7 protein-coding genes are annotated in these 12,505 nt (G+C 39.6%); all 7 read right to left on the bottom strand.

Annotated elements, in window-relative coordinates; translation table 11 throughout:
- Positions 1–48: 48 nt before the first annotated feature.
- The gene (locus ACSX1H_RS16690) at positions 49–2,130 is read right to left on the bottom strand and encodes an alpha-L-fucosidase (RefSeq protein WP_439185374.1); all 2,082 of its coding nucleotides are present in this window, start codon (positions 2,128–2,130) and stop codon (positions 49–51) included.
- A gap of 15 nt (positions 2,131–2,145) precedes the next feature.
- Positions 2,146–4,440, bottom strand: coding sequence for a family 20 glycosylhydrolase (locus ACSX1H_RS16685; RefSeq protein WP_439185373.1), 2,295 nt, complete (start codon positions 4,438–4,440; stop codon positions 2,146–2,148).
- Between the two features lie 16 nt (positions 4,441–4,456).
- Positions 4,457–5,752, bottom strand: a complete 1,296-nt coding sequence (fucP, locus tag ACSX1H_RS16680) for an L-fucose:H+ symporter permease (protein ID WP_439185372.1) — start codon at positions 5,750–5,752, stop codon at positions 4,457–4,459.
- A 26-nt stretch (positions 5,753–5,778) separates the two neighbouring features.
- Positions 5,779–6,915: a DUF6786 family protein gene (locus ACSX1H_RS16675; protein ID WP_439185371.1), complete on the bottom strand. Its 1,137-nt coding sequence runs from the start codon at positions 6,913–6,915 to the stop codon at positions 5,779–5,781.
- A 159-nt stretch (positions 6,916–7,074) separates the two neighbouring features.
- Positions 7,075–8,862 (bottom strand): L-fucose isomerase, encoded by a 1,788-nt coding sequence (locus ACSX1H_RS16670; RefSeq protein ID WP_439185370.1) that lies wholly within the window; start codon positions 8,860–8,862, stop codon positions 7,075–7,077.
- An 11-nt stretch (positions 8,863–8,873) separates the two neighbouring features.
- Positions 8,874–10,544, bottom strand: coding sequence for a ribulokinase (locus ACSX1H_RS16665; RefSeq protein WP_439185369.1), 1,671 nt, complete (start codon positions 10,542–10,544; stop codon positions 8,874–8,876).
- Between the two features lie 35 nt (positions 10,545–10,579).
- Positions 10,580–11,599 (bottom strand): LacI family DNA-binding transcriptional regulator, encoded by a 1,020-nt coding sequence (locus ACSX1H_RS16660; protein ID WP_439185368.1) that lies wholly within the window; start codon positions 11,597–11,599, stop codon positions 10,580–10,582.
- Between the last annotated feature and the right edge of the window lie 906 nt (positions 11,600–12,505).

Raw genomic sequence — 12,505 nt, 5'->3', positions numbered from 1 at the left:
AGGACAGGTTTCGGATATCACATCCACCTGCCCTTTATTCAACATATTCTACTCAGTAATAATATCTATTTCGGCGTAACTGGCTACCGTATTATTGCTTGTGTTGTTTATAGCTCTTAGCTTCACAAAACGGGCTTTGCTCACACTAAATAACTTCGTTTGCCAGATGGGGCTGTTTTTAATATTAGAGAACTCACCCTCACTTACCAATTTCCATGAACGACCATTGGTTGAAGTGAAAAACTGGTAATTAAAAATGATACCTTTAGACCAGCGGTTTTGATCCGGCAAATACTTAAACCCTTTAATGTGGTGTGCCTGTCCCAGGTCAACTATCAGGTCAACCGGCATCTCCTTCTGATCCTGATGCCAAACGGTCATTGGATCGCCATCAAACATTTGGTTGGCTTTTTTATCATCTACACCAACCACTTTCCATTCTTTTTTAACGATGTCGAATGCCTCAGTGCTCACCGGACTTCCTTTTCCCGAAATAGGATCGACAGCAATGGCCTTTACTACTGCTTTGTTTGGTAGGACAAATGGAGCTGCATATTTATGTGACTGACTGCTTGGCTCCCTACCGTCAGTTGTGAAAAATACCTCTACTTCCTGATCTGCTGATTCAATTTTTAGCATCCCTTCCTGGTCTCTTCTGATGATGGGAGCTGTTAATACCTTTGGAGCTTTATAAAGTTCCACATTAGAAATTAATGGTGAAGCTTTCGCCTTTTTAATGGTCACACGCACTTCTGTTGCCGTAATGGTTGGCAAGCGAAGTATTCTTTTGTACCCAATGGTTGTTTCATTAGCCAGTGTCTTCCACTTACCATCGACCAGCGCCTCTAATGTGAACTCCTGAACGCGCTGCCCTAAACGGATGTACTCCTGAATCAGAAAACGGTTGAATTCAGTAGGTTCTTCTAGATTTATCATTAGAGATGCTTCTGAGACTTGGTCATCCGTAGCCCAGTACGTCTCTTTATCACCATCAGTCACGTTAGACGCCCTGTATCTTCGTGAAATTCCTCTCGTATTAGTTGCCCCTGCCTCTTTCCCATAAGCCAGGTTCTCAGCAAAATCAGCCTTTAGGGCATTAGATAGCTTTAAGATCTGTTCAACATCTTTTTCATGAATCAGACCACGAGGATCAACTGGAAAGTTCATCAGTAAAGTGGCGCCACGGCCAACAGAATGGTAATAGATATCCAACAGGTGTGGCAAGGTTTTCACTTTATGATCTTCTGACTTATGGTAGAACCATCCTGGACGAATAGAAACATCTACTTCTGCCGGTACCCAATGGGTGCCATCCTCGTGACCGTATTGCAACTCCTTATAGTCAGGAAAACCAGGCCACACTTCATCTCTGCGCAAAATACTCCAGTTGGTTTTACCAACCCATCCCTCTTCGTTTCCGCACCAACGACACCCCGGTCCTGCATCACTAAATAAGATCGCATTGGGTTGTAATTCGCGAACAATTTTGTAGGTGTTCTCCCAATCGTAATAGGTTTTACGATCCACATTTCGGTGTTCGTTAGCACCTCCATAATAACCTGAGCCACCATTGGCTCCATCGAACCAGATTTCAAAAATCTCACCATAATTAGTCAACAATTCCCTCAATTGATTACGGAAATAGGTAATATACTCAGGCTTACCGTAATCAGCATGATTACGATCCCATGGAGACAGATAAACTCCGAACTTCAAGCCGTATTCTTTACAGGCATCAGACAGTTCGCGTAACAGGTCCCCCTTACCATCACGCCATGGTGAATTCTTTACTGAATACTCGGTGTATTTAGAAGGCCACAAGCAAAATCCATCGTGATGTTTCGCCGTAATAATGATCCCTTTCAATCCGGCCTCTTTGCAAACTCTGGCCCATTGTCGACAATCCAGATCAGTTGGGTTAAACAGCTCCGGACTCTTATCTCCATAGCCCCACTCAATATCCGTAAAAGTATTCATACTAAAATGCACAAATGCGTATTGTTCCATTTCATGCCATTTCAATTGTGCTTCTGAAGGAACTGGTCCTACAGCCTGCGGGGGGTCCAGCTGCTTGCACGAAGTAAAGAGTACTAAAATCAAGACCCAAAGTCCAACATTCCTATATTTCATCTTCTTATTTTTTTATTAAAAACTATACATTTCTTGAGTAACTGTTGTAAAGTTGTCAGTACCCTGCAACCTAAATTCAACCCTTGGACCATTCCATGCCTGTGGCCAGCCACCTATAATATTGTTGAGATAGATAATCTTCACCGCATGCTTCCCTTTTTTTAGAGCAATAGATGAATTATTTCTTGAAAAGCGTTTCACTTCCCCATCATTATTGATGAGTAATTCATCTCCTAGGAAGAACTGATCTACATTGGTCGAGAACTCATAAATACCATCTTCAGGCATTTCAATATAACCTGTCAATATAGACGCTGAAGGCTCATCAATCTGTGCTTTCGTATAAGCTCGGTTCAAGTTTACATCATTGGCTGTTTCCGTCCAATCCTTTACCTTCTTCAGATCAGATACATATATAAAATCACCCTTGGTAAACCTTTCATTTAATCCATTACCTTTAGTGTTAACTTCTACAGCTGGCTTAAACGATTGTTTCTCAACAATCACGGTGCGTACCTTACTCATTCGACCGCTGCTCAACACGGACGCAATGTTTATCTCTGCATTTTCAAAGAATGTGAATGGTTGCTTATAAGTTGCCGACTTAGCAGTAGGTTTGCTGCCATCCAGCGTGTACACCATTTTAACAGGACGCGTTGTAAAAAACTCAACCTTCGTTGAATCAATAAAAGCCACCTTATTACATGGCCCTTCTGGCAATGGAATGTGATAATTAATATCATGCATATCCATTCGTACACACAAATTCTCAATTCGTCTAGCAAAATCCTCAAAATTTTTATTCTCTTTAAGAGTCCAGTTTACCTCTGCCAATGCAATAATCCTTGGGTAAACGCGATATTCTATTAAGTCAGAAGTATACATGTATTCAGTCCAAACATTTCCTTGCGTACCCAAAATATGTTTTGTCATTTCCTTATTTAATTGTTCAGGTACAGGCTCATAGGAATAGGACTCTTCAAGTGTTGTATAACCACCAATCGCCACAGGCTCAATCCTTGAATCTCCCTGATAATGATCTAAGTAACACCAATTACCAGGAGTCATAACCACATCATGACCATGCGTAGCTGCTTCAATCCCTCCATTTTCTCCTCTCCACGACATAACAGCTGCAGATTCAGCTAATCCTCCTTCTAAAATTTCATCCCAACCAATCATCTTTTTTCCATGTGCCAATAGCACTTTCTCAATGCGTTGAACAAAATAGCTCTGCAACTCATGTTCATCCTTCAAACCTTCCTTTTTCATTCGGCGCTGACACAGCTCACAACTTTCCCACCGGGTTTTGGGACACTCATCACCTCCAATGTGGAAATATTCTGAAGGAAAAAGCTCTACTACTTCATCAATAATATCTTCCAAAAACTGAAAAGTCTCTTCTTTACCTGCACAATACACATCTGGTTCAACCCCCCAGATATTGCGTACTTTAAAAGGACCACCAGTACAGGAAAACTGCGGATAGGCTGTCAAAGCTGCTAATGCATGTCCTGGCAATTCTATTTCAGGAATAACATCAATCATACGTTCAGAAGCATAGGAAACAATCTCCTTAACTTCTTCTTGCGTATAAAAACCACCATACTCCGTGCCATCCCCATTAACCCTAATCGATCCTATTTCTGTTAACAAGGGGTATTTTTTGATCTCAATACGCCATCCCTGGTCCTCGGTCAAATGCCAGTGAAATTTATTCATTTTGAACATAGCCATCATATCCAGATGCTTCTTGATGTCATCAACCGAAACATAGTGACGGCATACATCCAGGTGCAAGCCTCGGTATTTAAATCGAGGAGCATCCTCAATCTCAACTATAGGTATTTCCCAATAAACATCTGTGACTAGACTCGAACTTTCCACCTCAGCAGGTAATAACTGAAGTAAACTTTGTAAACCGTAAAAAATACCTTCGGGTGCACATCCAATTATTTCAATGCCCCTTGAAGTCACATTTAATTTATAAGCTTCATTATTATCAAACTGCTGCGCATCAATTATCAGATTGATATAGTCAGATTTAGGTTTTGAATTCACCACAGCGAGTTCATAGCCCGTTGATGCTTGTAGTTTTTCAGTGAAAAATGCAATTACTTCAGAAAGCTGCTCACCTTCTGCAACGAAAACAGTTTTCTTATTAAGCTGAAAAACTCCATTACCCTGCACTAATCTGGCTGGCTTAGGGGTCAGGTTAATCCCTCTGTTATATGTCTTCTCGACCTTTGGCCCATTACATGCCAATAATGCCATCAGCAAGATGGCCATGCTTCCTAATTTAAAGTTCATACTGTATTTTTTTGTGTTAATCTTCTGAAAAAACGTTTAATGTTCGATAGCCATAAATAGCAATCACCACAAAACATATAAATGGTAGGATGAACGATACATTAACAGCCGGCAACCAACCAACCTGTCCTATATCAATGATGGCTCCTTGCAAAGGAGGCATTAGAGCACCTCCAACAATAGCCATCACCAAACCCGCTGCCCCTATTGTGGCATCATCACCTAAACCATGTAGTGCAATTCCGTAAATAGTAGGGAACATTAATGACATAAAACCTGAGGTGGCTACCAGACAGTAGAGTCCTATTTCTCCTTCAATTAATATCACTCCTGTAGTAGAAATCATTCCTGCCATCGCGAAAATTGTTAGCAATTTTCTAGCATTCACATATTTCATCATAGCAGTACTAATAAAACGACTGATAATAAACAGTGCCATTGCTGCAATATTATAATTCTGTGCTGTGGCCTTATCATACCCCAAGTTTTCGGCATATTGAATAATAAACGTCCAACACATAATCTGCGCGGCAACATAAAACACTTGAGCAATTACCCCTTCACGGTATTTACGATTTTTGAAAAGTCGCCTAAACGAATCTTTGGCATGAACGGTATGGTCCGCATTCTGACGCTCCGGCATCTTAGATACCAAAATAATGACAAACATAACCAACACCACAAAACCAAGCATGACATATGGGTTACGAATGACGGTTAGGTCATGGGTACGAACCACCGCTTTCTCAGCGACACTCATGCTATCAAACAAAAGATTACCAGCTGCATCACGCGCATCTGACTTCAACGAAGCCAAAATAACCTTGGAGGCGATAAACATACCGAATATAGATCCCAGGGGATTAAACGACTGTGCCAAATTTAAACGACGGGTAGCAGTTGATTCATCTCCCATTGAAAGGATATATGGGTTTGCAGTGGTCTCCAAAAAGGCCAAACCAAATGTTAAAATGTATAGCGAACCTAAAAAGAAACCAAACATTTCGTACTGAGCTGCAGGATAAAACAACAAGGCTCCTATTGCATACAAAATCAACCCTAATAATACACCTTTTTTATAGGAATAACGCTTTACAAACAGTGCGGCCGGTATAGCCATGGTTCCATATCCACCATAAAAAGCAAACTGAATCATGGATGCCTTAGCATTAGAGATCTCCATCACTGTCTTAAATGCGGCCACCATCGGATTAGTTATATCATTGGCAAATCCCCACAAAGCAAACAAGCAGGTGATCATTATAAATGGTAGGAGTAACTCTTTGGATACTACTTTTTCTTTATTTTTCACAATTAATGGATTTTATTCATAATTTCTTAAAATACCCCTTCAAGTGTCTGTATTGAGACTCCAAGCACTTTTTCACTAATCTGATTCAATGCCTTTTTAGTACCTTTAAAATGGTAAGTATGCTGTGTATGTGTGTAGCTTTCTTGAGTTTTTAGATCCAATGCTGGTGAAGAAGTTTCCAGTTCATAGAATGGCCCCATTTGTGTTCCATCTTCGAGAGGTCCATCATTATATGAATTAAAAGCATCACCTCCATAAGGGGTTTCCTGGATCTCCCAGGCTGAATTGACATAGTCTGTCACTTGTTCTGGAAGTTGACACTCCAGAATTGTCAGAGTTTGGTTTTGGGCATCATAACTTCCCATAAATTGATTAGCTCGTAAAGGTGGAATACCTATTTTCCCTCGACTCCTACCGTCGGCTTTAAAATAGACAACATCATCTATCACTTTTAAACGATCGTTACTAATCTCACCAAAATAATTATCATTAACCTTTGGCCCTAACAAAAACTCCTCCCCGGTCTTAACCGGAATGGCAACAGTAACTTCTGGAGAAGGAGTAAACATTCCCAACATCCAGATAGACAGAAGCCCACTTTTCTTTTCCCAATCAAAATTTCCTGTATTCTGAATGGTATTATCTGATCGATAAGCAACCACAGCTGCGTTGTTATTCTGAAGACCTAGCCTATTAAAAACTTGTTTTTTATTTAACAGGCTTACAGTTCTTTCCACTTTAAGATGAAACGGCGTACCTGAGTAATTTATCAATTGGATTTCCTTGCTGAACGTAGCTTCTTTTTGACTACTTCTTTCCAGGATAAAAGGCTCGGTATCGATGGCTGAAGGAACATACCAATTTTCGAATTCAAAGTTTTCCTCACTTTCGAAGTATACAGAATACTGTCCTCCTTCTGGCCCAATCCAAAAGCGCTCTTCTCCTCCAAAGGGATTAAAATGAGCCAATTTTCTTTTAGATTTAATAAGTTCATAGTTAATCCATCCGAAGCTAAAGCCCCCATCACCCTCACAACCTGAGGTCATTACACGCCCCTGCAAATCAGGCACTATAAGCACTGTAGCACCATCATCTTTTAATTCAATGGTTTTATAGTATTTGGTCAGAAACTGCTTATCATAGCCCAATGTTCCCTTTTTCATATCAGTTGATTTATCATTTTTTGATGAATAAGATTTACATCCTAATAGGAATAAAACAATAAGAAAGAAGGATATAAAAGATACTCTAAGGATTGTCATATTGCCGATTTTAAGAGTTACAGGCTTCTCCAAAAAAACAGTGAAGCCTGTAAGAATTTATTATTTAATGCCATACAGCGGCCCATACGTTTCGCAGGCTCTGTAATCTGCCCCTTCTTTGTCTTCTCCAAACGAGGCCCATGCACTTGGTCTAAATACTTTTTCACTATCCACATTGTGCATACAAACTGGAATTCTAAGCATTGATGCCAAGGTGATAAGATCAGCACCTATATGTCCATAACTAATCGCTCCATGGTTAGCTCCCCAATTGGCCATCACGCTATAAACATCCTTAAATGCTCCTTGACCAGTAAGAGTTGGCACAAACCAAGTTGTTGGCCAGGTTGGATTGGTTCTCTCATCCAGGATTGAGTGAATTTCGTTTGGCAGTTCAACGGTGTAGCCTTCTGCAACTTGCAATACTGGACCGATTCCTTTTACCAGGTTCACTCGAGACATCGTTACTGGCATCTCTCCTGCAGTTCTAAATTGCGATGAGTAACCTCCTCCACGGAAATATTCACGGACAGCCTGAGGCCACAAGGTATTATCCAGACACTTTTGTACTTCCTCATCAGTAATGTCCCAATAGGGTTTCATAACTGGCTTGCCTTCTATATCTCTCTGCTGGGCTGTAGCATCTAGGGTTGTTGAACCAGAATTAATCAAGTGAATAATTCCATTTTTGGCTTTACCGCTTAATTCTTTTCCTGTTACACGTTTCACTGCCTCTGGGCTCCAATAAGTTCTGACGTCAGAAAAAATCTGTGCGGTATTTGATAACAGATGGCCAAAAAGCATTGAGACACCATTGAGACTGTCATTTTCAGTCGCAAAAATAAAAGCTTGTCTAATCCCATTCCAGTCGAACGATGAATTTAAGATAGCCTCTGTAAAATCTGCATTGGGTTGATAATCTGTCCACTGACGCTGCCCCTGAAACCCACCAACAATAGCATTTCGTCCCAGGCCTTCTTCACGATAACCCATTTCTACTAATTTCGGATTACCAATCATCATGTCGCGACAAATTAGGGTCATCTTCACAACAATCTCCCACTCCTCTTTTTTACGAGCTTCATCGGCTTGATGTTCTGGCTTGTTGTAATCTTTCCCCTCTTTACAATTCTGACGGGTCCAGGCCATCGCCTTCTCAAACTCTGCCTTATCGTAAATCTCTTCATCAATGCGACGTAATACCTCGGTTGAATCCACAAACTCAGTACGGATACCCAGGTAGTCCTGAAAGAAATTACTATCTACCATGGAACCAGCAATCCCCATGGATGAATAGCCAATTGACAGATAAGATTTACCTTTCATTTGAGCAACAGCTAAACCAGCCTTCACAAAGCGAATAATCTTTTCTTGAACATCTTTAGGAATTGTCGTATCTCCAGAATCCTGTACGTCACGGCCATAAATACCAAAAGTTGGCAATCCCTTTTGTGAATAACCTGCCAGTGCTGCTGCCAAATATACAGCTCCAGGCCGTTCTGTGCCATTAAATCCCCAAACAGCTTTGGGCATAAGAGGGTCAGTATCCATCACTTCTGTCCCATAGCACCAACAAGGTGTTACTGTTAGTGAAACACCTACTCCTTCCTTTCGGAATTTTTCAGCGCACATAGCCGCCTCGGCTACTCCACCAATACAGGTGTCAGCAATCACACATTCTACTTTTTCACCACTGGCCATTCGAACGTTTTCTTCTATAAACTTAGCAGCGGCATTTGCTAAATCCAACACTTGAGGTTCTAATGATTCACGAATACCTCTCTCACGTCCATCTATTACGGGGCGTATGCCCACTTTGGGTATAGCCCCTATTAATCTGTTTGCCATATCTTTATAGTTTAAAATATACCATTTTTAATTTGAATCAATTGCTTCATAACGTTGTACAGGTTTGTACTGCCATCCAATGTTCCAAAAGCATCATGCAACTGCAAATAGATTTCATATAGCTTCTCATAGGTGTTAACATTTAAATCAATAGGCACATATTTAACCTGATTAACCTTACAGCATATCTTTTGTAGATCTTCTAAAGTATAATCCATGTTGGTAACCTTAGAGTATGCTATAGCACCAATCATTGCAGCTCCTAAAGCAACGGTCTCATTACTTTCTGCTATAAAAACTGGACGATTAAAAACATCAGCATAAATTTGCATCAGCAAACTGTTTTTCTGCGGTATTCCGCCACAACAAATGATGTGATCAATGGCAACGCCTCCAGTCTCTAATTGATCAATTATTCTTTTTGCTCCAAATGCGGTAGCCTCAATTAAAGCCCTGTACACCTCATAATCCTTAGTATGAAGTGATTGACCAACTATTAAACCTCTTAAGTTAGAATCAGACAACACATCTCGGTTACCATTATTCCAATCCAATGCCAATAGCCCCGACTCCCCTGGCTGTATTTCTTTAGCGGATGAACTCAGTTTGCTATGTATGCTTTCATCCTCTCCTAACACGTCCCCTACAAACCATTTAAATAAATCCCCCACTGCACTTTGACCAGCCTCAATGCCGAGATATCCAGGTAAAACGCTATCATCTGCAACACCAGAAACTCCTTGAATATCCTGAGCTGAATTGCTTCCAACGATAATGTCACACGATGAAGTGCCAATAATTTTGACAAGTGTGTTTTTATTCACACCAGATCCTATTGCTCCTACATGAGCATCTAAAGCACCCATAGCTACAGGTAAACCTTCTCGCAAACCAAACTTTGAAGCCCATTCGGGAGATAAGTAACCTGCCAGTGTGTCTACAGCATAAGCTTTTTCGGGAAGACTTTCTTTAACCTTTAATAATGCTGGATTCAATTGTTTTAGAAAGTCCTTATCTGGATAGCCCCCCCATGCTTCATTATACAAAGCTTTATGCCCAGCGGCACATTTGTTTCTTTTAATATAATTTGCATGCTCGACACCAGTTAAAACGGCAGGAATATAATCACTAAACTCCACCCAAGTATAGGCTGCATTAAAAACTTCAGGAGCCACATTTGCACAGTGCAAAATTTTAGCCCAGAACCATTCTGATGAATATTTACCTCCACACTTCTGTAAATAATCAGGCCTCATTTCCATTGCTAACCGAGTAATATTTTGCGCCTCTGCCTCTGAGCTATGATCCTTCCACATCCAAGCCATAGCATTTAGGTTATCCTTAAACTCAGGTAAGATATTTAATGGAAGTACTTCTTCTGTAATTGGAATTGGTGTGGAGCCTGTAGCATCTACACCAATTCCAACAACTCTTTGCCAATCAAAATTGGTTAATACCTTTTGCCCTTTTAATGCTATAAATGTTCTAGTGAGTGATTCTATATAATCATAAGCATCTTGTCTTGCCACATCTACATTTTTCATAGATGTATATACCCCAGCGTTTGCTCTCTGATATCCCGTTGAGGAAGATGCAATTACCTCCCCATTGATTATATCAAGAACTAAAACGCGAACTGCATTTGACCCAAAATCTATACCTATAGAATATCTACTCTTCATTGCTTAATCGTTTTAGCATTTTGTGTAAAAAATTTTTATATCGAATTCCTAACAATTAAAGTCCCTGGAAGCAAGTAGGTTCTATTTTGACCTACTAATGTATTTGAAATTCTTTGAAACAGAACTTTAACTGCCCGCGCACTCATCTGTTCAACTGGCTGCTCGTAACAAGTTATAGAAGGAACTGAAACTTGAAACGCCTCCGGGTTATCAAAACTTACAATTTTTAAATCTTCAGGAATATTAACCTTAGAGATTTCATTGAAAAATTTCACACAGTGCACACCTAATGCGTTGTTTGCAAAGAAAAAGGCATCACAATTATTCTTCAAGGCCAGTTTCATTGAAGATTCTAAGCGTTGCTCCATGTGTTTAAAGCCGACTTCATAAACTAATGGCTCTTTATCGGTATCCATACCAGCATTTATTAAACACGCCTCGTACCCCTTAATCCGCTCTATATTATTAGTCACATTTGTATCGTACACAAAGGCCGCTATTTTTTTACACCCCTTTGCAACCAATAGATTGGTCAATTGATAACCACCTTCAAAATTATCAGTACAAATAGTTTCTGCTTCAACATTTTCACAGTATCTATCAATGAATACAAAGGGTATTGCCTGTTTCTTTAACTTCCTAAGATACTCTTCACTTCCGTTAACAGGAACAATAATAAGTCCATCAACTTGTCGAGAAATAAATAAATTAACAATAGATTTCAGCTTGTTGGCATCTTCATCAGAACTGCCAAACATCACCTGATAACCAAGCTTTGAAGCTTCATTTTCAATATATCGGGCCATCTTACCAAAGTAGGGGTTAGCAATATCTGCCACAACAATTCCAATTATACCACTTTTACCAGTGCGTAATCCTCTTGCCATTTGATTGGCTTGATACCCCATCTCATTGGCTTTTTCAATTACTTTCTTAGTAAGGCCTTCACTTATTCTGTTTTCCTTTGACTTACCAGAAAGAACGGATGATACTAATCCAACAGATACATTCAGTGCCTGTGCAATATCGACTAGTTTAACCCTGCTTTTTGCCATTTTTTATAGTTTATTCGGCCAAATATAAACATTTTTTTCAAACCTTGCTTTATCGTTTAAGCTTTTAGGTTTAATTACAGTTTGAATCTTCATTCTAATATATATTCAACTGCATATCTGTACCATAAAACAATCAGGCAGCTCAAATTGGAATGGAATGAAATATGATAAGTCAAGGCTAAACTGAAATGAATACCGTTGGCTTTTGGAGAACTAACCTTATCGCTACTCTAACGATAATATTATTTATAGACGCTTACAGGCCACACAAAATTTTAATATGTAAGGAATAAGCTTGCCAATGATTTATCACCTATTAGATTTATGCAGCAAAGAGCTGACCTCTCCGTACTTGACAAATAATTTTTCCATGGTATACAGAAAAATACATGCTCTATCTCACTCTAAGACAAAATTCAATCAGTGTGCCTAGCCTTCTGATATTTACTATTCATCATTAGAGCAACAAACGTATACAAATTACATGTCAACAATTTTAAATAAATTTCTTACCTTTGATTATAGTCAAATTGTATTAGTGAGACCCTAACGAGACCTATTGATTTTCAACAATTACAAAACACTGTTTTTAAGCGCATTAGAAAAATAGTTCGAGTCCAGTCTTGGGCACAAAGCCACTCTTTTTTTAGAGTGGCTTTTATTTTATCTATCAGTTAATTACAACAGAAAAAAAACGGACCAGTTACATTTTCTGAGTCTAGGCGCAAAACAAAAGCTTAAGATGAGCAGCATTTCCAAATATTTCCAAGATTTACAAGAAGAAATGACTCAATGGCGTCGCCTCTTTCATAAATATCCTGAACCGGCCTGGTGTGAATTTGGAACAGCGACATTTGTGGCTCAATCACTAAAAAAATGGGGTTTCAAAGTATGCATGGGCAAAGA

Origin of the sequence: Carboxylicivirga taeanensis, assembly GCF_051851475.1 — a bacterium.
Taxonomy (GTDB): domain Bacteria; phylum Bacteroidota; class Bacteroidia; order Bacteroidales; family Marinilabiliaceae; genus Carboxylicivirga; species Carboxylicivirga taeanensis.
This window is presented reverse-complemented; position numbering and strand designations above follow the sequence as displayed.

Excerpts from the sequence above, each read along its gene's own strand:
- ACSX1H_RS16690 (WP_439185374.1), bottom strand. The coding sequence starts at position 2,130 with ATGAAATATAGGAATGTTGGACTTTGGGTCTTGATTTTAGTACTCTTT.
- ACSX1H_RS16685 (WP_439185373.1), bottom strand. The coding sequence starts at position 4,440 with ATGAACTTTAAATTAGGAAGCATGGCCATCTTGCTGATGGCATTATTG.
- ACSX1H_RS16675 (WP_439185371.1), bottom strand. The coding sequence starts at position 6,915 with ATGAAAAAGGGAACATTGGGCTATGATAAGCAGTTTCTGACCAAATAC.
- ACSX1H_RS16670 (WP_439185370.1), bottom strand. The coding sequence starts at position 8,862 with ATGGCAAACAGATTAATAGGGGCTATACCCAAAGTGGGCATACGCCCC.
- ACSX1H_RS16665 (WP_439185369.1), bottom strand. The coding sequence starts at position 10,544 with ATGAAGAGTAGATATTCTATAGGTATAGATTTTGGGTCAAATGCAGTT.
- ACSX1H_RS16660 (WP_439185368.1), bottom strand. The coding sequence starts at position 11,599 with ATGGCAAAAAGCAGGGTTAAACTAGTCGATATTGCACAGGCACTGAAT.